Here is a 24956-nt window from a genome sequence, read left to right on the forward strand (position 1 = left end):
ACTTTAAATATAATTATAATCTGGAGGAGCATATGCACGGTTGTAGTTAATGAAAGAGTTTATAGAGGTTGTGCTTTATGAGTAGCGGTGCCCTAACACCATTGGGTAAATCCTTTATTAAATTTATTTCTGAGTAGTAAAAATACCCCTCATTATAAGGAGATGTTGCTCAATGCTTATGCCACAAAGAGTTGATAAAACAGACGTTGAAAGAATTGTTTCTGAACTAGAAGGTTATGAAAATGAGATAAAACAACAATTTGATATTTGTGGGATGGATTATGAAAAGGTTTTTGAACTTACAAGGGCTAACGACGGTTATGTGAAGGAAAGTACCGTTGCCACTGTTATTCCTAACGATAATTTTACAGGTGTTGAAAGATTGTACATTTGCTCTGAGATAATAGCAGATAAGGTTAACAGTTTATTTGACCGTATATATCATGAGGAAGCCTTTCTTAAAATTGCTGAAATATATATCAAATATACGCTAGTCCATGAGTTAGTTCATATTAAGCAAATACATGATGGAAGATTAACAAAAGAAGAAAAGGAACAGGGCGAACAAATTGATTATTATGATAGGTGGTATGAAAAAGAGGCAATAGAAATTGCGAAAGAGATAGTTGAACAGGAGGGTAATTTTGAACGAAATGTAGTCCAAAAGATTAATAATGTCCAAGGAATTAACAATGAAGATAGACAGAGATTAATTGAAATGTTTTTGGATGCCGAGGGAAAAATAACATAATCAACTGCGCATTATCCATATTAACTGGGTGAAAAACATCGCCAAAACGTCGCCAACATGTCGCCAAAATTACCCCAAATCAACTAAGATGATTATTAACTAGCCAAAAAGGAATCCAGTAATTTCAATGGCTTATGTCCATAAAGCCAGTAAAATCAAGGTGAGTTGAAGGACTTAAAATCCTGCGGTTTCACGACCGTGCCGGTTCGACCCCGGCTCCGGGCACCAACTAAAACAAGCCTTTATGGCTTGTTTTTTTATTTAGCGTATATGGCATAAACAGCGTAATGGGGACAATATGGGGACAAACATGTCTTAAGAAAATTAAAATATATGCTAAATTTTCTGTCGTGGAGAGATAACTGTTTACTATATTGTGTAATGGACAGATGTAGAATTTGAATTAATACTTCTATTATGTGTCTTTTTACCTTATGATCATTTATAATAAAAAAGTAAAATTCTCTAAATGGTTGGTGATAGACATAAAAATTGTCCATATTTCAGATCTCCATTTTGGGAGTAAATGGCCCTTTAAAGAAATAGAGATATTAAGTTCATTAAACGAATTAATAGAAGAAATCAACTGTAATGAATTATTTTTATTAATAACTGGTGATGTTTCTTTCCAGGGTAATTCAGATAGTTATAGGGATGCACAAAGGTTTTTCAATACTCTACTATCAAAAAATATAATACGTCGTAAAAATATATTATTATGTCCTGGTAATCATGACATTATTAAAGGTAAATTAAATTTTCAAGATTTTGATGTCTTTTCTTATTCTCTCAGAAGGGATAATGTTTTTACTTTTTCAAATAAGAATAATGTACTATACAATACCCAAGAATGTTCTTTTTTAGGTATAAACTCAGCCTATAAGTTTGACTATACATATGGAATAGTGGATATTGATTCTATTGAGGAAAACCTCAGGGCAAATAAGGGAACTTTAGAAGAGCCTAATAGGATAAGAATTGCGTTTTTGCATCATAGTCTCATAAACCAATTCGAAGGTGACATTTCTTCGGTAAGAAATGCCTATAAATTATTTTTATTACTGGATAAATATGACTTTGATTTTATTTTTCATGGGCATCAACATTCCAATCAAATATTACCAATTGGAAAAAATAAGATTTATTGTTTTGGAGCCAGAACTCTAAGTTTTCCAAGTGAAGGCTATGTTAATGGGTTGAATGTTTATGATATTGATTTGAATGCTTTTGAATTGAATTATTGTATTCTCACAAATGATGTCCCTAATAAGATAAGCTCAGGATTTATTTCAATAAAGGAAGAGATATCAAAATGAAAAACTTATTTATTGTTTTTGAGGGTATAGATGGATCGGGAACATCCACTCAGGCTACGATGCTTAGAGATTATTTATTAAATAAATCTAGGAATGCAGTATTAACTTGTGAGCCTTCTGATGGCCCAGTTGGCCATTTGATTCGTGAGGCTATGAAAAAAAGATTAGTTTTCTCAAGTGATCCAAAATTATTTGACTATCAAATGGCATACTTATTTGCAGCTGATAGACATGATCATTTATATAATGAAATTGATGGGGTATTAAAGTTATTAGAAAATAACACAGTAATCAGTACAAGGTATTTCTTTTCCTCTTTTGCATACCACTGTGATACTGATAAGGATTTTATATTTATAAGCAAACTTAATGAACAATTTAGAAATCCAGATTTAGTAATTTATATAGAAAACGATATCGAAATTTCTCTACAAAGAATTAAGTCGAGAACTTCTCAAGATGTATATGAGAACAAAACAAAGTTAGAAAAAGTTAAAAAGAACTATGAAAAGATTTTTAAACAATATGAAGGTGATTTATTTAGGGTACGAGGAAATGATGACTTCATGGTGATTCACAAAAAGATAATAAATTATATTAAGGAGAATTATTATGGAGTTTAGTAAGATCAATCACCTTGAAGAAGCAGTAACACACGGGGTTGAAATTATTGGACAAGAGGATTATAAGCTGAATTTCAGCCTTAAGGTTAACTTTAATATATCTTTGGTTAAAGAGCCACAGATAGTTGATTGTTTGACGTTAGCTCAGGAATTCTACCAAATTAAAAAGCCAGATCATCTTCATATAAATCACGGTGAATTTAGAGGCCCGAAAGGGATGGAACATATTATAAATGAATTAAAAAAGCATAGTAAAAATCGTGCTTTGTTTTCATTAATTAGCCAAGAACATATCCTTGATACAGGGGATAACCCTATACCTTCATTTATGATTATGCAATTTAGTCTAGAAGGTACAACTCTTTATGCAACAACTTATTTTAGAGCATTAGAAGTTTCTAAATTTTTTAGAATTAACATGGAAGAAATCCGTCTATATTTGAAAGATATCTATGATGCAATAAAGCAAATAGAAGAAGTTAACTTACATGTTTTTGCTTTTAGGGCATATATCAAAAGTAATATAAATACCTTAACTAAACCAAAAATAGATTTGTATAAACCATCTAAAATTACATCTTTGATATTCCACCAACCATTAGAGCTTTCAACCCTCTTAAGGGAAAAGCTATGCGAAGACACTGTTGTTGAAAACGGCGCTTTTAAAACCATTGAAGACGTACTTCAAGAAGAAGAAATACATCTTCCTGAATGTCTTAAACGGGGTATTATAAAGGCTGATATTAGAAAATGTATAGAATTAACTGAAGAACTAATCAAATTAAGAAGTATCTCATCTCATCATACAGATATAGACAATATCAACAGACAATATCAACAGCACTTATCTAATATAATAAAGGAAATTGAAGAACAATGCCAATGACTATAAGCGAAATTAAAAAGCTTCAATTAGAATTTGATTTAAATCACGCAGGAAAGATACCTTTCTTTGAGGAGATTAACGAAAATAATATACAAGCTTTAGAACATTTAATTGTTTGCCTTGTTGGAGAAATTGGCGAGTTTTCCAATATAGTTAAAAAAGTCAGAAGGGGAGACTACCCGCTCTCTGAAGTTAAAGATAAACTAGATGAAGAGCTTATTGATGTGTTCATATATTTAATTAAGATTTCTAACCAATTAAATGTTGATATAGATACTGGATATTTGAACAAATTAAAGAAGAATAAATCAAAGTTTAGAAGGTATCAAAAGAATGAAAATATTTCGAGGGGATAACTTTACTAAAATTTACTACGAAATGTTACTCTATGCTATAGAGCATCCCACTAAAATAACTGGTTCAAGGGTTGGTTTAGTTAAAGATTTAGGTCCTGCTTATATAGAGATAGTAGAAGATGAGTTTAGGCTTTGCTATTTACTTAGGAGAAACATAAACCCTTTCTTTGCATTAGTTGAGTTTTCCTGGATTATCTCAGGTTCAAATGAATTACTTCCATTGGAGCAATATATCAAATCATATTCAAAGTTTTCGGATGACGGAAAAACACTAAATGGTGCCTATGGTTTCAGACTAAGGAGCTTTTTTGGTTTTGATCAAATAAATCGAGCAATCGAGATATTAAGATATGACCAGAACTCTAGACGAGTAGTACTGAATATGTGGTCACCTACAGATCTTAACATTATCTCTAAGGATTTACCATGTAATACATCAGTATTTTTAAAGATTAGAGACCAAAGATTAGACATGACAGTTGTAAACCGTTCTAATGACTTGTATTTGGGAATCCCTTATAATGTGTTTGTATTTTACCTTCTTCAATTATACATTTCCCAAAAATTGGGGTGCCAAATTGGGGTTCAAAGGCATTTTACAGATTCATTGCACCTATACCAAGAGAACTTTGGGCAAGTGGAAAAAATAATTAGTGCTAACAGTTTTCAAAGTATAAATTTAGTTAAAACTAAAATTAAAGGTTATAATTTTAAAGAGTTTATAAATTTAGATCATGAAAAAATACTAAAGAATGACTATCAAGCAATTAGAGATACCGATTTAAAAAGATTCTTTAATTCTTATTTCATTAAGGCTCAAAAGGGATTAAATTTACTGCCAAAAAACCTTTTGGGTTTTCTAGGGTATTTATGGATGTTAGAATATAATAAACTACCTCAAAATATGAGAGTAGATTATTTTGAAAATATAATTAAGGAGATTAGTATGACTAAGGAGAGCAATAACTTGGAATATATTAAAAGCGGAACGGTAGAGGAGATACATAAATTTATCACCCTAATGGCAGATGAAAAGCAGTATCTTTATGATAGGCTTTTAGAGGTAATTAATCTAAAGAATAGCCTTTTTGTAATTGATTCTGAGAATCAAGTTAAGTTATTAAAGGCTATTCTACTTTCCTTAGTATTAGGGAGTGTCACTTCTAATATTTTGAATCCAATGTTAAAAAATGATTATATCTCTAAAATTCAGAAGGTGTGTAGTTTACTAGGGATTGAGTATAATGACTTGCTTGTTTTTCTTAAATATGAAGATGAATTTAAGAATGTATTAAATAATTCCTAAGTTGTCCTTTAAAATGAAAGTATAGGCTTTTCTAATAAAATCTTTGTAATTATCTGATTATACTTTTGCTTTTTGGAACTAGCCCAGACATTTTCTCAGCTGCCTCTCTGTCTGCGCTCTCAAAAAACTTCCCATATGTATTCATGGTAATCTGGATACCACTGTGACCTAGGCGACTGCTAATACCTTTAGCATGAACACCCTTAGCTATTAGAATGCTGGCAGCAGAGTGTCTTAATCCATGTAAGGTTACTGGTGGTAAATCATGTTGCTTAACAAAGTCTCTAAATTTCTCTGAGATGTAGTCAGGTGACATAGGTTTACCAAAGTTCCCGGTAAAAACTGTCAATGGCCATTTGAAAATCCACACTTTTGGCCATCAAAAACCGTCAACTATGGACATTAAAATGGCTTATAACTATTCCGATGGTTCATCTTTGCTCGGGGGTATTAATCGGTTCCTTATCCGGTAACTGTCTCCTTTAAGATTAAAAACATGGGCATGGTGTAACAGCCTGTCCAAAACAGCGGCGGCTGTACTTGTATTTGAAAACAGGGTTCCCCATTCCGCAAAATTTAGATTACTGGTTAATATTAGGGATCTTTTTTCATAGGCTTGGGCAACAAACTGAAAGATATGATCCGATGCCGTTTCATCCATGGAAACATACCCAAGTTCATCTAAAATAATGAGGTCATTTTTGAGTATGGAATCAATTCTTCTACTGAGTCCTCCATCTACCAAGGCTGAGTATAACTCATCTACAAGTTCGGTAAAAGTATAGAACCGGACAGTGTAACCTGCTGTTACTGCGGCCACCCCTAAAGCTGTGGATAAATGTGATTTACCGACCCCACTTGGCCCAAGAAAAATAATGTTCTCCTTAGCCTCAATGAAGCCTAATTCTGCCAAATCATATAAACTTTGTTGATTAATTGATGTTTGATAAGAAAAATCAAATTGGTCCAGCGTTTTGATTGTAAGCGTCAAATAACTTGGTGGATAGAAAAAAGCAAAAACTTGTGTAAACTAAGTTTTTGCTCTCTACTTGCAGGCTTCTTGAACTTCTGGACTCCAGGGAAGGTAATCTTCAAGGAACTCTGGATGTTGGCCGAACTGTACCCCCGGCAATTCTTTGAAGATAAAATTAAGATATTTATACGGATTGAGACCATTTGCCTTAGCACTTTCGATGATGCTGTAAACGGCGGCACTTGCTGAAGCTCCTTTTGGGCTTCCACTGAACAGCCAGTTTTTGCGTCCTATGGTAAAGGGACGGATGCTGTTTTCAGCAAGGTTGTTGGAAATGGAGCAGTTACCATCCTTAAGATAATTCATAAACTCTTCCTTATGGTTGAGAGCATAGATGAATGCCTCACTAAGCTTGGATTTTGGCAGCACCTTACCTCTGGTGGAATCAATCCACGCCCAAAAAGCATCTAAAACTGGTTTTTCCTGTTTCAGACGCTCCGATTTACGTTGTTCGCTCGAAAGGTTCTCTAGAGTCTTTTCAATCTCGAAGAGTTTGTTGCAGAATGAGATGCCTTGGCTTGGCAAGGTGGCTTCCGGGCTATGTATATCTTTCGGAAGGGCATCGACAAAGTTTCTTCGAAGATGTGTCCAACAGAGGCACCGTATGATTCCTGGAATCTTTTTGTACCCTGAGTACGCATCTGTGTGAAGATATCCCTTGAACCCTTTTAGGAATTTTTGAGGGTATTTGCCACTTCTGCCAGGTTGATACTCGAAGATTCGAATGGGGTGTTTGCAATGTTGGCCAGTGGCGTATACCCACATGTAGGAATCGGTCGTATTCTTACGTCCCTCTTCATTCAGAACTTGAACCGTTGTTTCATCCGCATGCAGATATTTTCCCTGCAAGATCTTCTGATGCATTAAATCCACCAATGGTGCCAACCAGTCCCGGGATGCGGCAATAATCCAATTGGCCATGGTAGCACGGCTTAAGTTCACACTCAGCGTCTTCCACTCCTTTTCCTGTCGGTAAAGGGGTAAGGCGTTGACGAACTTTTGATGCATGACCCATGCTACTGTAGAAGGAGATGCCATGGAATGTTGTACTACTGGATAAGGCATGGGTGACTTCTCCATGTAGGGTTGACCTTTTTTACGACAGGTGCGGCACTCGAAGGTTTAACGGTAATAATCGATAACCCTCACTTGGGCAGGAATGAACTCAATTTCAGTACGGATGAATTCTTCACCTACCGGGACAAGAGGGGTGTTGCATGCTTCGCAAAAGCGGTCTTCTTTAACAAGGGTACAGAGACGTTTAACACGAGGGATATCCTTTAATAATTCCTTCCGCTGACCCTTAAATTTCTTTCGCCGGTAATCATCCACCTCTTTAAGTGTAGGTTCTGGCGCCAACGGATCAGTTGTGGTTTCTGCTTCATCAAAAAGAGACATCTGCCCCAAAGAAAGGGATGATGTCTTCTCAGAACTTCTGCCGAATAATTTTTTCGTCAGATATTCAACGCTATCGTGAAGCCGTTTGTTTTCCAACTCCAGTTCGCATATACGTTTTTCCAGTATTTTTACCTGCTCTGTTGCGCTCATGAATACAGATCCTTTAGTGTTTTCCGCTGTATCCATTATACCATAAAGATGGCAACAAACCCAGTAAACATGCAGATTTACAGGATTTTTTGCTTTTAAAGACAGGCCGTAATATTAAGCTTTTTCACTGCCTTAGGTTGGTCTATAGAAAGACCTTCTAGGAGCCATCGGAATTCCTGGTATGTGATTAAGCGAACGGCTTTAGCATTCATTGGCCATTGAAAGCTTCCGCTTTCCAGGCGTTTATAAAGGAGAACGAATCCATCCCCTTCCCAATAGAGTGCTTTCATCCGGTCGCGTCTTCGACCACAAAAGAGAAACAAACTGTTCTGGAAGGGGTTCAATTGAAAGTTCTGTTGGACAATGGCGGCAAGCCCATCAATGGACTTACGCATATCGGTATAACCACAGGCGATATAAATTCTCTCCGCTTTCGAGATATCACCGAACATTTTGCAGTGCCCTCAGGGTGTTTTCGATCAACGTTGCGGAGGCATTGTTGCGAATCTCCAGTGTTACAGTACCCAAACGTATTGTAATATCTGACGATGATTTTTGATCCATGCTGGGATCAGTACCAGCAGTGGGGCCCGCAATGTTTACCGGAACGATTGGGTTGTTTTGGGCACAGAGTGATGGAAGGGCTTCGCAGGCAGCCGTACGAATACGTTTTAGCCAATAATAGTAACTCGCCGGACTGATGTCATGATCAGAACACCATGCAGAGACAGTTTTTCCACTACTGCGGCATTCTCGGACAATATCAGTCCACTGACTTAATCGATACTGGTTGGTCACTTCCCTGGTATTCAACTCTAAACCTCCTTTAGAGTTTTTCGAGTGAACTCGATAAACTCTAAAAACTCTAATTTAGAGAATTGTCCCACTGAATTAGGGAAGTTTCCATACACTGACTTATTAGACGCTTACTTTTGATTTGTGGAAATCTTGCCTTTTTCATTCTTTTGGATTTTTGAGTTTCTTCCCTCATCTCAATTTCACAATTGATCAGGTACCCTAGATGAATATTATGATGGCTTAGAGCCACTAGTCCGATTGTTGAGAGCCACTATGTGAACTGAACCCCAATAGTTGGACACCATGATATAATCATTTTGTAGACGAAAGGAGTCCAAAGATGGGGATAAAGGGCCGTAAACTAAAACAGTATTCAGGGGATTTTAAGGTTAGTGCTGTTGAAGAAGTGCTTATCAATCATATGGGTCTACGAGAGACAGCTCGAAAATATGGTGTAACCCATAAGATGATTCAAACTTGGATGCGTTTGTATCTTGAAAAAGGTAAGAAGTCGCTTTACAGAGATATATCTAAACATAATGACCAGCTAGTTAGTGAAATTCCACCTCCACAAGACTCAGATCCTAAAGATATAGCTATATTAAGAAAATCAAAGAATTCCAAGGTTGACGAGTCTTCATTGCCTGATGAAGTCAAAAGAGAACTCAACAGGCTAAGAATGGAGAACGAATATCTAAAAAAGTTAAACGCCTTAGTCCGGAAAAAGGAAAAGTCACAGCCAAAGATAAAGCTCAAATAGTACACGAGCTAAGGCATAAATACAAAGTTACTGAGCTTATTAAAATAGCAGATATTCCAAGAAGCACTTATTATTATTGCACGAAAAACCAATGTAAACCGGATAAGTATGCAACGGTTCGGCCGTTAATAGTGCAGATCTTCAATGAAAATAAGGGTCGTTACGGTCACCGTAGAATAACTGCTGAGTTAAAAAAGAAAGGTATAACTATCAACCATAAAACTGTACTCAAGCTAATGAATGAATTAAATCTGCATTGTTTCGTACGAATAAAAAAATACAACTCGTACCGAGGTAATGTCGGAAAAGTTGCCCCCAACCTATTAAACCGAGAATTTGAAGCAACAAAACCCAATGAAAAGTGGGTTACCGATGTTACAGAGTTTCATCTCTATGGCCAGAAGCTATATCTATCCCCCATATTAGATCTCTATAATGGGGAAATTATCAGCTATGATATTTCTTACCATCCACGATTTCATCAAGTTATGACGATGTTAAACCGGGCTTTTGAAAGAATTCCCGATGGTACTGAACTAATCCTACACTCGGATCAAGGATGGCAATATCGCATGGCAGCTTACCAAGAAGCCTTAAAGAAAAAAGGAATCCGCCAGAGCATGTCACGCAAGGCTACCTGCCTAGATAATGCCGTAATGGAAAACTTCTTTGGCCACCTTAAATCTGAGTTACTTTATAACCAGGAATTTAATTCTGTAGAACACTTTGTCCAGGAACTCCATGCGTACCTAGACTACTATAATTCCAAAAGAATAAAGAAAAAACTTAATTACATGAGTCCGATAGAATACAGATTGCAGAAAACGGCTTAATGATGATGATTTTCCTTGGGAACTTGTTTTGTGTATAGAAGACTTATCCTCCAATTAAGGGGCCTCTTTTGGCATACTTAAATAACTGGAACAGTCAGTAAACCTGTTTGAGTTTAAACATAAATCTGTCTAACTTTTGGGGTACAGTTCAATGTGCATCAAATAGAGCCACGATGTTCATATGGGAGAGCCACCCCCATTTGGTGACGATGGCTCCCGCATTAATTGGTTAACTACTTATCTTTTAGCCCGTGTCGTTCACGCATCGAGATCTTACCATCAATAAATATGGAATACGAATCATGAACTATACGATCAAGAATGGCATCTGCCAGGGTATCTTCGCCAATCTTTTGGTGCCAGCCACCAGGTGCGAATTGTGAACAAAAGATGGTTGAGCCATTCCCATGCCTTGCCTCGATGATCTCAAGAAGATCACGTGCTTCGGCCCCCTTCAGTGGTACTAGAAGCCATTCGTCAAGGATGAGCAGGCTTACGTTTTTGTACTGTTTCATGGTCTTTTTAAATACGCCTTCTCCTCTAGCCACGACCAACTCATCGAGCAAATCTGGGAGACGGACATATTTAACGGTATAGTAATTACGGCAGGCGGCTACGCCTAATGCACAAGCAAGATATGACTTGCCATTACCAGATGCACCCATGACAATGACATTATGCTTGTCCTGAATATAATTACAGGTAGATAACCTAGTTAACTGGGCCTTATCAAGCTTTCTGTCGGCATGATATTCAATATCCTCGATGCAAGCGTTGGGAAACCTGAAATCAGCCTTCTTAATTAATCTCGCTAGTTTATTGTTCTTCCGTCTAGACCACTCCAAGTCCACAATAAGGCCAAAACGTTCCTCAAAGCTTAGCTCCTGGTAGGAATTATCCTTTAGCTGTTCCCTAAAGGAATCAGCCATTGCAGTCAAACGCATTTCATTTAATTTTGATACAGTAGTCTCGTTAATCATTACTGTTCACCCCCGTAGTATCCTGAACCTCTAGTAAAACCAAAGTTTGCTGTGGATTCATTACTAGGTGGGGTGGGATCTTCTTCTGTAGCAACTTTATCCTGACCCGTTTTCAGGATTGTTTGAACGCTCTTGTAACTGGGCTGTGGTGTATAAGTAAGAGCCTTTTTACAGGCAGCCTCTACACGGGTGACAGAATATTTATCCGCTAGTTTTAGCAGTGCCATGCAGGACTTATAGCCTTGTTGCTCTACCTTGTGTGCAGATAAGATCGCCCTAATGGTTGTAGCGGCATTAGGACCAACCCCTTCTGCCCAGGAAATAAACCTTTCAGCGTTCCAAGAGGTATAGTTTTTATGGTCGTCTGGCATATGGTCTACGATGGTACTATATTGTCCTACCCGCCCATGAAGCTTTACATGAGAAGCAATGCGGTGGTTGTTGAAGAAAACTTCTACTACATTTCTGGTTATGCGAACGTCGACTTTATGCTTGATATATTCATAGGGCACGGAATAATGCATTTTGTCCACAGATATGTGATAATTGAACTGCACAGTGGCTGTCTTCCAGATAGCTAATTCGTATGGGGTTGCAGGCAGTGGCATAAGAGCTGATTTCTCCTCTTCAAGAAATACGCTCAGCCTGCTCCCTGGTTTTTTCTGAAATGGCCTGATATTAAATTCAGCCAGCTTTTCTTGAATTGCATGATTCAACTCTCTTAAAGAGAAAAACTTCTGATTCCGTAAGGATGCTATGATCCATGTGGATATGTTACCCACAACACCTTCGGCATTTGGCTTATCTTTGGGCTTGCGAACACGGGCGGGGATAACCGCAGTACCGTAATACTCAGCCATTTCATGGTAAGTCTTGTTAATGGTAGGCGTATACCAAGAAGACTTTTCCACACCTGTTTTTAGGTTGTCAGGAACAAGAATTCTGGTCGCACCACCAAAGAAATTGTAGGCATTCACATGGGCTGCAATCCAGCATTCCTGATTCTGAGATAGAAATGCTTCTACATAGGCATACTGGCTGCAGGATAAAACCCCGACGAAAACATACGCTTTAATTGTTTCGCCCGTAATTCGGTCAACAATCTGGGCTGTTTGTCCAGCCCAATCCACTTCAAGTTGCTCCCCTGGCTTACGATCAATATGCATAGTGGCCTTTGTGGTATTGGCATATTTGCGATAATACCTGCAAAACTGGCTATACATGAGGGGAATCTCATTACTTAGCCTACACTGCTCACAATACTCATTCCACAAAAGGCTTAACGTCACTCCGCTCTTTGCCATCTCCCTGTGGATATACTCACAATCTGGAATTTTCCTCGAAGTGGGTAGGGCCTTTTCGGGAAACATTAAATCCTGAAGCTCGCTGTCCGATAGGTCTTTTTCAAACGGCCAGGATATTCCACATTCATCTGCTCGTTGAATAACAGCTGATGCGGTGTTACGTGAGCATTGGCAACTTGCTGCTATGCCACGCTGACTGATGCCTTGGCTATGGAGCCGAAGGATTTCACGGTACTTGATCATTTGCTGATCCTCCTAGATGTTATTTACACTGAAGAAGTGCAAATTCCATTATAGGGGGATTAAGAGGGCAGTGGCTCTCTTGAGTACCATGATGGCTCTATTTCATGCACATGGTGGCTCTCACAAATCGGAACGGTGGCTCTATCTCGTCATATTATTCACCCTAGAAAATCAACATAACTAGGTTCCTCCTCCATAGCTAGTTCGTTAGCGTCATTTAGAATTTCCCGGATATGTCCAAGCTTTAAGCGTTTTAATTTCTGATCCAGTGTAGATCGGTCTACTACGGCCATTTTGCGTATCATGAAACCACACCCCCGTAATAGTTCATATCACGTTTTTCAACATCCACCTGATAAGATGTGTCAAGCTCCTTTTTCCTTTTCTTATCCGGTGCATCAGGCAAACTTTTAGGATCTAACGCTTGTTTTTTAAGAATTCGTTTTAGTGTTGAGTAGCCAAAGGCATTAAAGGATAAAGATCTTTTCATAGCTTGGTTAATGGCCTCAGAATCATATTGCTTGCTTAGTTGAATAATTTCTTCCATTTGCCTCCTTAGGTGCCCCGGTTGATAACGACTTAATCCTTGTAAATAGGCGGCTGCTTCAAGCGCCAGTGCCTCAAATTCAGTTTGTAAGGCACATTTTCTTGGGGCTTTTTGCTTGTTATGTTCCGGGTAATGGGCATCGTCCATAACAGTCTTTCCTTTACCCTGGTTCAATCTATGTTTTGCAATAACTTTATTCTGGTGAATGATTTCAATATGATCTTCATAACGCTGGTAATTTACCGTTTTCCGGGATAAAAAGGAAGGTACTGAGTATTTGTTATTATCAATCGAAATTAAGCTTGTTTTGGTGGCCTTACGGGATTCATATACTGGGAGTGGTGTATCTATATTAGGAATGGGTTTTAGATAAGCTTGTTCTTCTACCAATTGCTCCATGGGAACACAACTAGTAGTGCTAACATAATAGTTGACCACCTTGGTGGCCAGTGATAATAAAAAAATTGACCACCCCGAGAGCCCTATCCTGTATGATTGAAGTTGACGAGACAACAACATACAGGAGGAAAGGACATGCTCAAGATGGTCGATATAGAGTATATCAGAAAAAAGCACTTTATTGAAGGTTGGTCAATACGTAAAATCAGCCGTAACCTTAACGTTGCACGGCAGACCGTCCGTAAAGCTCTTCAAAGCTCAGACATACCAAAATACAACCTATCCCAAAACAAGCCTTGTCCAGTTATGGACCCATACAAAAATATCATTAGGGAATGGCTAGAATTCGATAAAACCCAGCCTCCTAAACAACGGCATACTGCCAGACGTATTTTTAACCGACTCTGCGAAGAGTTTGACTTTACTGGCAGCGAATCATCGGTAAGACGTTTCATCCAGTTAGAAAGAAATACAACTAAAGAGGTGTTCGTTCCACTTACAGCTGATTGGGGTGAGCAAGCCCAGGTAGACTGGGGCAGAGCAAAGGTCTACATCAATGATCGCTTAACCGAGGTTTGCCTTTTCTGTCTAAGACTTAAAGCTAGTTTAGTTCCATTTGTTTGGGCCTCTCCTACTGAAAAATTAGAAGCATTTCTAGAAGGTCATAGACTTGCCTTTGAGTGGCTAGGTGGAGTACCCGAGACCATTGTGTATGATAACCCAAAGACAGCAGTTACTAAGATTTTAAAAGGGCCATATAGGGTTGAACACACCATGTTATCTAGCCTAAGATCCCATTACCTATTTGACAGTGAGTTTTGCACCCCTAGTAGGGCTAACCAGAAGGGTACCGTAGAGAACCTTGTTAAATATGTAAGGCGTAATGCCATGGTTCCCTTACCACGGGTTAATTCCCTTGAAGAACTAAATCAGAAATTAATAAGCTGGTGTGAAAAACAACGCCAAACTAACGCTAAAAATTGGGAATTGGAACGCCTGGAATTAAGACCTTTGCCAGCAAGTCCTTTTAGATGTTGTAAAACCAACGTAGTTAAGGCTAACAGTTTACTTCTGTTCCAGTTTGAACGCAATTATTACTCAGTTCCCATGGATTGTGGACACAAAAGACTCCGGGTAGAAGCATTTGTGGATAAGCTAGAAGTCTATGACAGTAACAAATTAGTAGCTGTTCATAACCGTTCCTATAAACGTGGCGAAAAAGTCATGGAACTGGAACACTATCTACCTGTAATTGCACGGAAGCCAAGGGCTGCCAAGAATGCCCTGGTAGTTAGAAAGCTTCCTGAAGTTTACCAAAAACTAAGGGTTATGTTGTGTAAACGTTCTCCGGAAGGATATCGGGAATATGCTAAAATTCTTCTCCTAAACATGGAGTATAATTTCAAAGATGTATTAACTGCCGTAGAAGATAGTCTAAAATCAGGCTACATAGGGCTTGAGCACATACGACAGTTGTTGATATCTAAAGGATTAAGAATAAAACATACAGTCAAAGGGGTCGCTACCAATACACTTCCCAACCTGGACATTCCCGTTGACAGCCCCTCTAAGTTTAATTACCTCATAGGGGGTGCCACAACATGAGTGAGCATTTAGATCCACGGGAGGCCATGGTGGATATCTACTGCAAGCAACTTAAGCTTCCAGGGTTAAAAGCTTCTTTCCGAGAACTAGCCCGGGATGCCATGGAACAAAACCAGACACCCACTTCATTTTTAGCTGCTTGTCTAGCTAAGGAAGTTGAAATACGGGTTCAAAAAAGATTATCTACAAGACTGAAACAAGCTAAATTTAGTGAAATTAAAACTCTGGAAAGCTTTGATTTCACCAGTATTCCTAAACTTCCTAAGACAAAGGTTATCTCCTTGGCAGAATGCAAATTCATCAAAGAACGAGAAAATGTCATTTGCATAGGCCAATCTGGCACTGGTAAGTCGCACATTGCCACAGCCATTGGGATTACAGCTATTCAGCTGGGATACAGGGTAAGATTCATAAAGGTTTATGACCTTATTCAAGAACTTTTAAAGGCAGAGAGTGAGTATCGCCTCCCGAGGTACCTTAAGATCTGGAATAAATATGACCTTGTTATTTTAGATGAGCTTGGCTACATAAACCTTGGTACCGGTAGCCCCCTTCTCTTCCAATTCTGCTCTGAGCGTTATGAACAGGGAAGCCTGGTCATAACTACAAACTTAGATTTTTCACGTTGGGAGGAGGTGTTTGGGGATAATGCACTAACAATCGCTCTCCTAGATCGGTTAACGCACCATGCCCATGTACTTCCGTTTGTGGGTGAGTCTTACCGATTTAAAGAGAGCAAGGAAAAACTAGACCCAGATTTAAATCAATAAACCGCCTCGAGGGTGGTCAATTTTTTGGTTGTCACGGTGGTCAACTTTTTGATTGACATTACTACCTTTTGAATTGTATCCTTAAAGAGGTCCTTCAGCATGTTATGAATGTCATCCATGCTCTTACATTCTTTAGCTAATTCCGCTACTAACCGATTCTTTGTGTCTTGCATAATTGAATCAACTCCTTATTGGTAGTTATATCCAATTACACAAAACTAGAGACGTTCTCATTAATTACCTTCAATTAATAGAAGCCATATCCCAACGCACCTAGTTAGGGAATGGCTTCTGCATTATCTTCTATCCATTCTGCGCGTTCTCCTTATTTTTTGACTACAAGGTTAGCTTAGGAAAGAAACCTGGGTCAAATATCCCGGGTTATATTTTTCAAAATATCCAAGTAGCCGCTTTGGTGGAATTTCTACGATATTCGGATAACATTTGTGGTCTGGTACTAAGTTTCTAGTTCTATAAGTATTTTGCGTATTTTTCAAAATTAGAGATAAACATTTAAAAGATTTCCTTCTTGAATTGTTTGGGAACTACGTCTTCGATTTTAATTCTTTTCTCAATGGTCTTGCTAGAAAGATGTTATATTTTCATAATTATTTATTGTTATCTCAACAAGAAGGAGTTATGTGATTTACATGGAAATTATTACAACATCTTCTTAAGAAGCTCTTATATAAGGAGGGTTTTATATTGGCTCATTCAAGTAAAAACATTTCTCTATCTGAATACCTAGAAGAAGTACATAACGAGAATATATTAGTTCCTCAGTTTCAAAGAGACTTTGTTTGGAAAAAAGCGAAAATGCTAAAGCTTGCTTCATCATTATTAAAGGGCTATCCCATTGGTAGCTTTTTACTAATGCAAAATTCAGGTGAATATGCTTGTAAATCTGTAGATGGTGTTATTACTGAGTCTAATGTAAATGACCAACATGTCAACAGCGAACAAATTGGGATAAATTTGAACGAAAAAGCTAACAGTTTACTAGTATTAGATGGTCAACAAAGGTCAACAACAGCATACCAAATTTTTTATGGGAAAGGTAAGTATAGGTTCTATTTTAACTATAAAAAGTTTATTGATGACATTAAAGAGGAACAAGGAAATACCATTGTGTCAATAATTGAAGATAAAATTGAAGACTGGTTAGTTTGTTTGCCTAAACATGACGCTATTACTCATCCTGATGACCAAAGAGCTAAAGGTTTTTTTCCATTAGATATTATTTTGCACGGACATAATGTACATGATTATTCACAGTGGCTGGATACTTACTCTATGTCTAATGCTTTAAATGAAAATCGCCAATTAGACATGGATAAACATGCAATGCTAATAAAATGCAAAAGCTACTTTATACGTCAACTTGTAGAATCGATAACTTCTTATCAAGCTAGTGAAATAATTATTGATAAGAATACAAGCCCAAATATTGTATGTACCATTTTTGAAACTATTAATTCAACAGGTCAAAAACTAACTATATTTGACTTATTAAATGCTAAATGTTTTCCTTCGGGATTTATTCTTAGAAATGAATTAGATGTTGCTTTTGAAAATAACGATATATTCAATGACTTTGACAAAGATAAAGACTCTCTAATTGGACTTTCTATCATTAAGATAATCGGTTTATTATGTAAAAAATCTTGCCATAAATCAGAATTATTAAGTTTAAAACCTAATGAAATAAAGAGTTACTGGAATAAAGCAGTTACATATTCGGCTAAAGCACTAGATTATATTAAGAATAATTTTGGAGTTTTGGGTTTGGATTTTTTTCCATACAAAGATATGTTACCAGTGATAGCAATCATTATTAATAACAAAAAGTTTATTGATAATGAAAATAACTGCAAAGCAAAATTAAACAAATGGTACTGGCATTGTGTGTTTACCGAATATTTCTCAAATGCAACTGATTCAAAAAGTAGTAGAGCTATTAAGGATATATTGGGTACTGATAAGGAAAAAGGCTGGTTTGATGATGATAACTTAATTCCAGAATTGATTAACACAAATCAAAGTAGAAATTATGATTACCTTGAAAACCTTGCTTCTTCTCAAAGCGCACAATATAAGGCAATTTTGAACCTTATAACGTTAAATCAAATCCAAGATTTTAGTAATCAAAGAACAAGTATCTTATTCCTAAAAGAGAGGCAATTAAATGACCACCACATATATCCCAAAAAGTTCCTAAAACTATATGGACTTAAGGGAAATGAAGCCAACACTATACTAAATAGAACACTTATTACGCAAGAGAGTAATTTAAAAATTAAGGACAGACCACCTTTTGATTATTTGAAATCACCAAATATAGTTGGGGATGTTGAATTTTCATCACAGGAATTATTCAGACATTGTATATTAAAAGATTTGGTTATGGATGATAATTTTACTTTTGAAAAATTCAATACCTTTAAGCAAAAGAGGAAAGAATTAATTATTGAACTGATTAAGATACATTTATAGTTACAGTTATTTGCCCCGGATTAGTCCTTTCTGTAGGAAGTAATGACTCACGCTTTAAGAGCTGAACAAAAACGTTAAAGAAAATGTGTAGGGGGGGGCTCTATGCAAGATAAAGAATTGCCATTATTAGATGAAGTGGTTGAAACCTTGGGTTTAACTAAGAAAATGCTGGAAGATGCAACTAGTTTTTTAGGTTCTTTAATAAAAGACCCTCTAAACGAACTGAGTCATCTTGTCCATGATAATGTAAGATACCTTAGAGTAAAAAATCAAGTAAGAATATTGTGTAAGGCTAAAAAATTTTTCGATAAAAACGGTTTATCTCCAAAAAAGATACCTGTTAAGGTTATAGTTCCGTTACTAGAAAACGGTTCGCTAGAGGAGGATATATTTATACAAGACAAATGGACAAGTCTACTAATTAACGCGGCTGACCCCAATAATATGGGTAATATTCTAATTAGTTACATAGAAATACTAAAGCAGATTAGTCCTGAAGAAGCGAGAATATTGGATTTCTTATATGAAAATAACTTAGAGAATAAATTCTATATCAACTATATGAAAGAAGCTTACGAAAAAAAATATGGTATTGTAGTCGAGCAATTTTATTTATATATTGAAAACTTTTTTAGACTTAACATAATAAAGTCATGCCTTAGTGAAGAAATCTATAACGAATTAGACAAAGAAAGAATGTTTAGTTATACCTGGGGTAGACAGGCTGAACCATATTATAATCATAATTGGAACATTAATACGGATACTATCAAATTTACACCACTTGGAATCGATTTTATAAGAAATTGTAAAATTGTTGATACAAAAACTGTCAATGAATAACCGGGCTTACGCCCGGTCTTCTTGTTCTTCAACCTTTTGAAATTTTATTCCACAATACCCGTATATTACGTTAATTTCGAGCTTTGTTCTTCTGATTATGGTTCCGTAATCACAAACCCATTTGACACTTGAACTATTCTTTTTGAAGTTCCTTTAAATAAAATATTAAAGGCTTCGGGTCGTCATAAGCCGTCCCCCTCTTAGGTCAAGATATTTTAACCCGTAGAAAAACAATAACCCGGGGAATGAAGCCCGGATTTTATAGCGTTTGTTGCTTATTCTATTTAAATCTTAATAATTTAGTAAATCATTTAGGCTACTTGTAACAAACGTATTATACCTTACATCAAGTTTATTTCGTTTTATCAAATCAACCCAAAGCCTTTCTGTAATTACAACATCACAATAGGGAACCGCTGTAGATAAAAATGCTATATCTTTAAAATCATTTTTATCAAAATTTCTTGAAACATTGTTTATAATTTCATAAGTTAATCTAATTTGTATTGCGAAAGAAGGGATTGATTCTAAGAAGTCCAAAGTACTTTCTTTAGTAGCAAACAACTTTTCAGGAAACATTTTCTCTTTAGGTATTCCAATCCTATGCATTGCGATATGGAATTCAAGCAATTCTTTTTTATAACCTTCAATATAATTATTAACAATAAACATAGAATATCTATGTTCTTTTGGTATTTTAATGTAGTGACTCCTCATTTTTTCGTATTCAGCTACATAGAAATCGTTATCCCTCTGAAGAGATGTGACCAATTCAATAATCGGAGTTAATTGCATAAATTCATAGAACATATTGTGACTATCCAAGATTCTCCGAGCAAACCTTTCCATTTCTTCTTTCATCATCGGGTCATCTACGCCAGAAATTATCAAAGATTTTCCATCTAACCCAACTGCTTTTACAAAATCCTTACTTATAACTTCATTTTTAAAGTCCACGGGTTCTAAATCATATACTTTTCGTAATGAATTTTGAAATTCGGCTTTATCAATATATATATAAGGTAGAATGCTGTAATTACATGATATTTCACCCATCACCTTTGCTAATTCGATTCTTGATCTAGTATCCAATCTAGACATTGTTTCAATGTGATGAATTATAGATAATGGGAACACCCATTCTTCATTCTTTACTTTCTCCAGTATTTTATTTTTTACATCTTCGAATCTTTCACTGCCAGGTTTATTAAGTATTGCTTTTGCAAGTTCTATCCACTTATTTTGATCTAAGTATATTACCTTTTTTTGACTCATCTATACTCTCTCCTACAATAAAATCTTTACAATAATTGGAATTATAGTATTCTTTGATAAACAACTATAATAAAAATATTACCATAATTTTGTTATCTTTTAAATGTGATATGTAGTATGAAACCAGAGTTTAAACCCCGGTTTGTTATTAAAAATTATGCATCTCTTGAGAGATTCATACTTAGATCATGCTTCAAACTCCACGTCTTCAACTGCCTTCTTCAATTCCTTCATACTTGGGGTTACATATCGCCGGGACGTTTCAATATTGCTATGACCCGCCAAATCCGCAACAACTTCCAACTTCCCGGTCTTGTCGGCAATCTGCTTACAAAATGTATGTCGGCACATATGCGGAGTAACTTCAAAGCCTACAGTCTTGGATATTCGTTCAAATAAATGTTGAACGGCTCGGTCTGTAAGCTTGGGCGAACGCTTAGAAGTAAAAAGGTAATCGGTTTCGGCGTCCTTCCGTTGCTCTAAATATTCATTAACGGCTTTGACCGTAGCTTTACCCAACGGAACCTTACGGAACTTGTTGCCCTTGCCGCTAAATACTGTCAATATCCCGTTGTCAAGATCGACGTCGGCGGTGCGTAGGTTAGCCAGTTCGGAAACGCGTAAGCCACAGTTCACCAAGATTGAAAGAATCGCCTTGTCGCGGGCTTTCTTTTCTTTTCCTTCGCGGGGCGCGGTTTCGATCGCATGGAAAAGCTTACTTACTTCGGGACGGGTAAGCCATTTAACTTCGTTTTGGGCTTGGATTGACTTTGTTTTGACGTCAGTTGTCGGGTTGGAAGTGATAACGCCCTTGTCGGTTAAGTATTTGAAGAACGCCCGAAGCGAAATGATACGTCGGTTGGCGGTGGCGGGCGCGAACTCACCCGAAGTTTTCAAAAATTGTGCGTAATCTTTTATTACTACTCTACCTATTTCCCCGGGGGTGGCGGGGGTGGTGTGGGGGTCGTGTCTGCCAAGCCATTCGACGAACTTGTTTAGGTCAACGCGGTAGTTGGTAACGGTGAGGTTGCTCTTACCTTGGGTTTCGAGTTCTTCGAGAAACTTGTTAATAGCTTCTTGGAATGTTATGGTATTGTTAGTTAGTAAGCGTAAAGGTTTAGTCATTACGATGAACCTCTTTTATTATACGACGTAAATCATTACTTGCTTTACCTATATTATACGACTAATCAAAGGGGTTAGTCTACATATTTCGTCGTATAATTTTTCTTATGCGACGTATCTAATAACGCCCCCGGGTCTTTAAAGGGAAATTATATCCTCTTATTTTGCAAGGTTCTTTAAGAACTTCACAACGCCCCGTTCTTAACAGAAGTCTTTAATAAACCTCTGTCATTGAACGTTAACTTTCAAAAGTGGAATTCGCCGGGGTGGACAGATTAGGACGCTCTACCGCTTATTTTATGTCAAGTTAAATAGCTTGACACTATATATTTCAAGGGTTAACGTTTCCCCCACGTCAATAACAACCGATTCCATTATGTCCAAATGCCCTTTTAGTCTAGAAATATTGGACATCTTGCATTTAATGCAGGGTGTACGACGATATAAACTCTCCCCCCTTACTTTTACCCCCCCGGGTGGTTTAGGTTTCACCTGTATAACGGGTGGAGTTAATAATGTAAATAGACGCCGACATTAAGCCGACGCCCTTTCCTTTTGTTCCTTGGCGTATTGCCGTTCAACCCAATCGTGGGCAAGTTCGTTGTACGCCTTATTGAAGTTTTCAATAGCCTTTTGGCTTGGCTTGTTGTGGTAAACGGCGATAATATTTAATTTACCGTTTTTAAACTTGCGAACGGTCTTCCCGTCTTCGGTTCGTTCTTCGCTAATCAACGGTATGCTTTTTTCAAGTTCGGGTGTTCCAAAGATAGTCATATAATACCTCCTCTAATTATTGTAAACTCTGAAAAAATATGTTATCTTTAACTACAGGACTTCCATTCAACGTGACCTGTACAAGAAAGGCAGTCCGTTAATTCTAAAGAACATCATAAAACGGGAACCCTTGAAAATAAAGGGCTAAGGTCGATAAATGGCGAAAAGTAGACTTAAAATCCTGCGATGGCAACATCGTGCCGGTTCGACCCCGGCTCCGGGCACCAACTTAGTATTTACAAGGGTTCCAGCGATCTAATAGGTCGTTGGAATTTTTGTTTTATAGCAAAAATCCTGTGTGTCTGAAAATGGTCTTTTAACACACAGGACTTGTTCCCTCTGTGGTGTTCTAAACACTAAGGAGGTTTTTTATTATGGCAAGGAAACAGACAACAATTAAACAAGTTATTGAGGTGTCCACAACATGGCAGGAAGCCGTACAGGGCTTTTTGTTTTGGAAACAAGCACAGGGTAAAAGCCTAACAGCGATTAATGACTATAGGCAACATTTACAAAAAGGTTCTTTAACCGCTACCCTGACAGTTGGCAATCTCCACAATTAAAGCAATGTCTAGTGGAGGAGAGCAGACAGCATGGATTATCTAAATGATTTCTTATCATGGTTACATAACGAGGGTAAAGACAGCAAAACTATCCAAGCGTATCGTACTTCTGTAGGACAATTCCTAACATGGTATGAAGGTAGTACAGGGCATCGCAGGATAGAAGAATCCAAACCCATTGATATTAAGGAGTTTCTTAGCTACCTCAAACATACTCTTAACAGGTCACAGGCTACTATTAATAAGGGAATAGCAGCACTAAAGACCTTCTTTTCTTTCCTTGCTGGCCAGGGCATTGTAAGGGATAACCCTATGACCAGGATTAAAATACAGAAGGTACAGCAGACCGACAAATTAAAAGGAACTACTAAATGCCTTACCAAAGAAGAACAATCCCGGTTTATATCTTACGTTGAACTGGAAAAGAACGAATTTAAAAGGCTTCGTAACTTGGCCGTGATTGACCTGAAGCTGGAGGATATGAAGGTCAATGGCAATATTGATATTACCATTAGAGAAGGTAAGCATGGGAAATATGCTGTACAGACTATGCTTGGCAAGTATTCACGGAATTTAAGAGCTTGGCTAAAATACCGTCTATCCTTAACAAAGGATATTTACAGTGATTCACCTTATGTCTTTATAAGTGAGAGGTCTGGTCAGTTTAGTGTTAGGGGTATCCAGCTAATGCTTAATAAATATGCTGAACTTGCGAACATGGGGTTCATTACTCCCCATAGGTTCAGACATAGCTTTAACAAGAACCTAGCTAATGCAGGGGTAGGTATTGAAACAATTCGTAGGCTTGCCCTTCATGAGAGCATCCACACCACAGCGATTTATATAGACCCTTCGCAGAAAGAGCAACTAGAAGCATTGGAAAAGTTATAATTATTGTCAATGAGAAGGATTAACCACCTTCTTATTTTTGTTTTATGCCGCGATATTTGATTGGGTAATGTAAGCGTACTAACTAAATATAACGTCCTGTGGAGCTAAATTGTGGACTTCTTAGGGGCATTTGAAAGTAGCAACTATCTGGTAACAATTTAAGTGACTTTATGGTCTGTATAATGCAATATCTATCTACAGAACTTATAAAGCAATTGGTGAACATTTGCTAAAAAGTGTGCACTAAGTGTTTAGCCAATATTATGAAGCGAATTAATTAGGATCGCTATAGAACCTAAGATAAGCAATATGTGGCAGATAATTCTTGCTTGATTATAAGGCAAGAAATAAACCAAGAAACCCATTAGAATTATTAAAAGAGAAACAATAATTCCTATTTTGCTAGATTTTTTCCTATAATTTTCGTCATTGTTAAAGATGAAGAAATTTATAGTACCCTTCCTATAAAGTACAAAAAAAGTCATGAGGACAAATCCGTAAAAACTTGTAAATAATACGAATGCTAGCTTAGGTTCAATTGTTTCTTCAAGGAGCCTATAAATAAAAACAAGTGCAAAATATGAGCCAGTTAATAAAACTAAAAACATAACCTCTTGTTTAGTAAGTTTCATGGTTCACACCTCTTGAATTTGCTAACTTGATTTTGAAATACATTCTTCAAAGCATTAATGATACCTTTAAAAAGTTTATCTATTTCTCATAACATCCATGTTGTTCAGCAAAAATATTACCCTTCAAATTCCTCCTCAACAGCCTTCTTCAATTCCTTCATACTAGGGGTTACATAACGCCTAGACGTTTCAAAATTGTAATGTCTGCAAGGTCGGCGAAGGCTTCTAACTTCCCGGTCTTGCCCAATACTTGTTGCGCCACATACAGAGTAAATCGAAGGTTAGCATTTGCTAAATTTTGT

The 24956-nt window shown here is 37.1% G+C and carries 26 protein-coding genes and 1 pseudogene; 13 read left to right on the top strand and 14 right to left on the bottom strand.

Features of this window, described 5'->3' with window-relative positions; all coding sequences use genetic code 11:
• Positions 1-172 precede the first annotated feature (172 nt).
• The 6 genes from ACYQ03_RS15870 to ACYQ03_RS15895 all read left to right on the top strand — a co-directional run bounded on the left by ACYQ03_RS15870 (position 173) and on the right by ACYQ03_RS15895 (position 5238).
• Positions 173-751: a hypothetical protein gene (locus ACYQ03_RS15870; protein ID WP_459910940.1), complete on the top strand. Its 579-nt coding sequence runs from the start codon at positions 173-175 to the stop codon at positions 749-751.
• 434 nt (positions 752-1185) lie between these two features.
• Complete coding sequence (locus ACYQ03_RS15875; protein WP_459910941.1) at positions 1186-2067, top strand: metallophosphoesterase family protein; 882 nt, start codon at positions 1186-1188, stop codon at positions 2065-2067.
• Positions 2064-2690: a dTMP kinase gene (gene tmk / locus ACYQ03_RS15880; RefSeq protein ID WP_459910942.1), complete on the top strand. Its 627-nt coding sequence runs from the start codon at positions 2064-2066 to the stop codon at positions 2688-2690. Before ACYQ03_RS15875 ends, tmk begins: the two co-directional genes overlap by 4 nt.
• A complete protein-coding gene (locus ACYQ03_RS15885; protein WP_459910943.1) occupies positions 2680-3576 on the top strand; it encodes a hypothetical protein in 897 nt (298 codons plus the stop codon). The genes tmk and ACYQ03_RS15885 overlap by 11 nt, the downstream gene beginning before the upstream one ends.
• Positions 3573-3932 (top strand): MazG-like family protein, encoded by a 360-nt coding sequence (locus ACYQ03_RS15890; protein ID WP_459910944.1) that lies wholly within the window; start codon positions 3573-3575, stop codon positions 3930-3932. Before ACYQ03_RS15885 ends, ACYQ03_RS15890 begins: the two co-directional genes overlap by 4 nt.
• Positions 3910-5238, top strand: a complete 1329-nt coding sequence (locus tag ACYQ03_RS15895; RefSeq protein ID WP_459910945.1) for a thymidylate synthase — start codon at positions 3910-3912, stop codon at positions 5236-5238. The genes ACYQ03_RS15890 and ACYQ03_RS15895 overlap by 23 nt, the downstream gene beginning before the upstream one ends.
• Before the next feature lie 49 nt (positions 5239-5287).
• On the opposite strand, the gene ACYQ03_RS15900 is transcribed toward ACYQ03_RS15895, so the two are convergent.
• The 5 genes and pseudogenes from ACYQ03_RS15900 to tnpA all read right to left on the bottom strand — a co-directional run bounded on the left by ACYQ03_RS15900 (position 5288) and on the right by tnpA (position 8632).
• Positions 5288-5608, bottom strand: a complete 321-nt coding sequence (locus ACYQ03_RS15900) for a tyrosine-type recombinase/integrase (RefSeq protein WP_459910946.1) — start codon at positions 5606-5608, stop codon at positions 5288-5290.
• Between the two features lie 48 nt (positions 5609-5656).
• Entirely contained in the window at positions 5657-6229 is a 573-nt protein-coding gene (gene istB / locus ACYQ03_RS15905; protein WP_459910947.1) for an IS21-like element helper ATPase IstB, read from the bottom strand.
• A gap of 54 nt (positions 6230-6283) precedes the next feature.
• A pseudogene (gene tnpC, locus ACYQ03_RS15910) lies at positions 6284-7819 on the bottom strand (IS66 family transposase).
• Positions 7820-7914: 95 nt separating this feature from the next.
• A complete protein-coding gene (gene tnpB / locus ACYQ03_RS15915; protein WP_459907869.1) occupies positions 7915-8271 on the bottom strand; it encodes an IS66 family insertion sequence element accessory protein TnpB in 357 nt (118 codons plus the stop codon).
• On the bottom strand, positions 8261-8632 hold the full coding sequence (tnpA, locus tag ACYQ03_RS15920) for an IS66 family insertion sequence element accessory protein TnpA (RefSeq protein WP_459907871.1): 372 nt from the start codon (positions 8630-8632) through the stop codon (positions 8261-8263). The genes tnpB and tnpA overlap by 11 nt, the downstream gene beginning before the upstream one ends.
• Before the next feature lie 325 nt (positions 8633-8957).
• Between tnpA and ACYQ03_RS15925 the strand changes: the two genes are divergently transcribed.
• Positions 8958-10210 (top strand): IS3 family transposase gene (locus ACYQ03_RS15925; RefSeq protein WP_459908225.1). Its coding sequence is split into 2 segments (ribosomal slippage): positions 8958-9324 and positions 9324-10210, totalling 1254 coding nucleotides; the frame shifts between segments, so codons are not numbered across the junction.
• A gap of 233 nt (positions 10211-10443) precedes the next feature.
• Here ACYQ03_RS15925 and istB (ACYQ03_RS15930) read toward each other — a convergent pair.
• The 4 genes from istB (ACYQ03_RS15930) to ACYQ03_RS15945 all read right to left on the bottom strand — a co-directional run bounded on the left by istB (ACYQ03_RS15930) (position 10444) and on the right by ACYQ03_RS15945 (position 13683).
• Positions 10444-11190, bottom strand: coding sequence for an IS21-like element helper ATPase IstB (gene istB / locus ACYQ03_RS15930; RefSeq protein WP_459906873.1), 747 nt, complete (start codon positions 11188-11190; stop codon positions 10444-10446).
• On the bottom strand, positions 11190-12737 hold the full coding sequence (istA, locus tag ACYQ03_RS15935; protein ID WP_459906871.1) for an IS21 family transposase: 1548 nt from the start codon (positions 12735-12737) through the stop codon (positions 11190-11192). The genes istB (ACYQ03_RS15930) and istA (ACYQ03_RS15935) overlap by 1 nt, the downstream gene beginning before the upstream one ends.
• Positions 12738-12895: 158 nt before the next feature.
• Positions 12896-13042 carry a hypothetical protein gene (locus tag ACYQ03_RS15940; protein WP_459910948.1) on the bottom strand — a complete coding sequence of 49 codons (147 nt, stop codon included), beginning with the start codon at positions 13040-13042 and terminating at the stop codon, positions 12896-12898.
• On the bottom strand, positions 13039-13683 hold the full coding sequence (locus ACYQ03_RS15945; RefSeq protein WP_459910949.1) for a Mu transposase domain-containing protein: 645 nt from the start codon (positions 13681-13683) through the stop codon (positions 13039-13041). Before ACYQ03_RS15945 ends, ACYQ03_RS15940 begins: the two co-directional genes overlap by 4 nt.
• 135 nt (positions 13684-13818) lie before the next feature.
• Between ACYQ03_RS15945 and istA (ACYQ03_RS15950) the strand changes: the two genes are divergently transcribed.
• Entirely contained in the window at positions 13819-15288 is a 1470-nt protein-coding gene (gene istA / locus ACYQ03_RS15950) for an IS21 family transposase (RefSeq protein ID WP_459910950.1), read from the top strand.
• Positions 15285-16058, top strand: coding sequence for an IS21-like element helper ATPase IstB (gene istB / locus ACYQ03_RS15955; RefSeq protein ID WP_459909266.1), 774 nt, complete (start codon positions 15285-15287; stop codon positions 16056-16058). The genes istA (ACYQ03_RS15950) and istB (ACYQ03_RS15955) overlap by 4 nt, the downstream gene beginning before the upstream one ends.
• On the opposite strand, the gene ACYQ03_RS15960 is transcribed toward istB (ACYQ03_RS15955), so the two are convergent.
• A complete protein-coding gene (locus tag ACYQ03_RS15960; protein ID WP_459911433.1) occupies positions 16052-16231 on the bottom strand; it encodes a hypothetical protein in 180 nt (59 codons plus the stop codon). The two genes, istB (ACYQ03_RS15955) and ACYQ03_RS15960, sit on opposite strands and share 7 nt — an antisense overlap.
• A 532-nt stretch (positions 16232-16763) precedes the next feature.
• Here ACYQ03_RS15960 and ACYQ03_RS15965 point away from each other — a divergent pair.
• Positions 16764-18551 carry a GmrSD restriction endonuclease domain-containing protein gene (locus ACYQ03_RS15965; protein ID WP_459910951.1) on the top strand — a complete coding sequence of 596 codons (1788 nt, stop codon included), beginning with the start codon at positions 16764-16766 and terminating at the stop codon, positions 18549-18551.
• A 102-nt stretch (positions 18552-18653) separates the two neighbouring features.
• Complete coding sequence (locus ACYQ03_RS15970) at positions 18654-19394, top strand: Abi-alpha family protein (protein WP_459910952.1); 741 nt, start codon at positions 18654-18656, stop codon at positions 19392-19394.
• A gap of 291 nt (positions 19395-19685) precedes the next feature.
• Here ACYQ03_RS15970 and ACYQ03_RS15975 read toward each other — a convergent pair whose 3' ends face one another.
• The 3 genes from ACYQ03_RS15975 to ACYQ03_RS15985 form a co-directional block, all read right to left on the bottom strand.
• Positions 19686-20669 carry a hypothetical protein gene (locus ACYQ03_RS15975; protein WP_459910953.1) on the bottom strand — a complete coding sequence of 328 codons (984 nt, stop codon included), beginning with the start codon at positions 20667-20669 and terminating at the stop codon, positions 19686-19688.
• A 186-nt stretch (positions 20670-20855) separates the two neighbouring features.
• Complete coding sequence (locus ACYQ03_RS15980) at positions 20856-21794, bottom strand: tyrosine-type recombinase/integrase (protein WP_459910954.1); 939 nt, start codon at positions 21792-21794, stop codon at positions 20856-20858.
• Between the two features lie 534 nt (positions 21795-22328).
• Positions 22329-22568, bottom strand: coding sequence for a hypothetical protein (locus ACYQ03_RS15985; RefSeq protein ID WP_459910955.1), 240 nt, complete (start codon positions 22566-22568; stop codon positions 22329-22331).
• Positions 22569-22942: 374 nt separating this feature from the next.
• On the opposite strand from ACYQ03_RS15985, the gene ACYQ03_RS15990 reads away from it, so the two are divergent.
• A complete protein-coding gene (locus ACYQ03_RS15990; RefSeq protein WP_459910956.1) occupies positions 22943-23131 on the top strand; it encodes a hypothetical protein in 189 nt (62 codons plus the stop codon).
• A gap of 30 nt (positions 23132-23161) precedes the next feature.
• The gene (locus tag ACYQ03_RS15995; RefSeq protein WP_459910957.1) at positions 23162-24022 is read left to right on the top strand and encodes a tyrosine-type recombinase/integrase; all 861 of its coding nucleotides are present in this window, start codon (positions 23162-23164) and stop codon (positions 24020-24022) included.
• A 251-nt stretch (positions 24023-24273) separates the two neighbouring features.
• Here the strand turns inward: ACYQ03_RS15995 and ACYQ03_RS16000 are convergent, their stop codons facing one another.
• Complete coding sequence (locus ACYQ03_RS16000) at positions 24274-24654, bottom strand: hypothetical protein (RefSeq protein ID WP_459910958.1); 381 nt, start codon at positions 24652-24654, stop codon at positions 24274-24276.
• Between the last annotated feature and the right edge of the window lie 302 nt (positions 24655-24956).

This window comes from Desulfotomaculum defluvii, from assembly GCF_054657375.1.

Excerpts from the sequence above, each read along its gene's own strand:
- ACYQ03_RS15940 (WP_459910948.1), bottom strand. The coding sequence starts at position 13,042 with ATGATACGCAAAATGGCCGTAGTAGACCGATCTACACTGGATCAGAAA.
- ACYQ03_RS16000 (WP_459910958.1), bottom strand. The coding sequence starts at position 24,654 with ATGAAACTTACTAAACAAGAGGTTATGTTTTTAGTTTTATTAACTGGC.
- ACYQ03_RS15885 (WP_459910943.1), top strand. The coding sequence starts at position 2,680 with ATGGAGTTTAGTAAGATCAATCACCTTGAAGAAGCAGTAACACACGGG.
- ACYQ03_RS15890 (WP_459910944.1), top strand. The coding sequence starts at position 3,573 with ATGACTATAAGCGAAATTAAAAAGCTTCAATTAGAATTTGATTTAAAT.
- ACYQ03_RS15870 (WP_459910940.1), top strand. The coding sequence starts at position 173 with ATGCTTATGCCACAAAGAGTTGATAAAACAGACGTTGAAAGAATTGTT.
- ACYQ03_RS15875 (WP_459910941.1), top strand. The coding sequence starts at position 1,186 with ATGATCATTTATAATAAAAAAGTAAAATTCTCTAAATGGTTGGTGATA.
- istA (WP_459910950.1), top strand. The coding sequence starts at position 13,819 with ATGCTCAAGATGGTCGATATAGAGTATATCAGAAAAAAGCACTTTATT.
- ACYQ03_RS15985 (WP_459910955.1), bottom strand. The coding sequence starts at position 22,568 with ATGACTATCTTTGGAACACCCGAACTTGAAAAAAGCATACCGTTGATT.
- ACYQ03_RS15990 (WP_459910956.1), top strand. The coding sequence starts at position 22,943 with ATGGCAAGGAAACAGACAACAATTAAACAAGTTATTGAGGTGTCCACA.
- ACYQ03_RS15945 (WP_459910949.1), bottom strand. The coding sequence starts at position 13,683 with ATGGAGCAATTGGTAGAAGAACAAGCTTATCTAAAACCCATTCCTAAT.
- ACYQ03_RS15975 (WP_459910953.1), bottom strand. The coding sequence starts at position 20,669 with ATGAGTCAAAAAAAGGTAATATACTTAGATCAAAATAAGTGGATAGAA.
- ACYQ03_RS15995 (WP_459910957.1), top strand. The coding sequence starts at position 23,162 with ATGGATTATCTAAATGATTTCTTATCATGGTTACATAACGAGGGTAAA.
- istB (WP_459906873.1), bottom strand. The coding sequence starts at position 11,190 with ATGATTAACGAGACTACTGTATCAAAATTAAATGAAATGCGTTTGACT.
- istA (WP_459906871.1), bottom strand. The coding sequence starts at position 12,737 with ATGATCAAGTACCGTGAAATCCTTCGGCTCCATAGCCAAGGCATCAGT.
- tnpB (WP_459907869.1), bottom strand. The coding sequence starts at position 8,271 with ATGTTCGGTGATATCTCGAAAGCGGAGAGAATTTATATCGCCTGTGGT.
- istB (WP_459909266.1), top strand. The coding sequence starts at position 15,285 with ATGAGTGAGCATTTAGATCCACGGGAGGCCATGGTGGATATCTACTGC.
- tmk (WP_459910942.1), top strand. The coding sequence starts at position 2,064 with ATGAAAAACTTATTTATTGTTTTTGAGGGTATAGATGGATCGGGAACA.
- ACYQ03_RS15960 (WP_459911433.1), bottom strand. The coding sequence starts at position 16,231 with ATGCAAGACACAAAGAATCGGTTAGTAGCGGAATTAGCTAAAGAATGT.
- ACYQ03_RS15970 (WP_459910952.1), top strand. The coding sequence starts at position 18,654 with ATGCAAGATAAAGAATTGCCATTATTAGATGAAGTGGTTGAAACCTTG.
- ACYQ03_RS15895 (WP_459910945.1), top strand. The coding sequence starts at position 3,910 with ATGAAAATATTTCGAGGGGATAACTTTACTAAAATTTACTACGAAATG.
- ACYQ03_RS15980 (WP_459910954.1), bottom strand. The coding sequence starts at position 21,794 with ATGACTAAACCTTTACGCTTACTAACTAACAATACCATAACATTCCAA.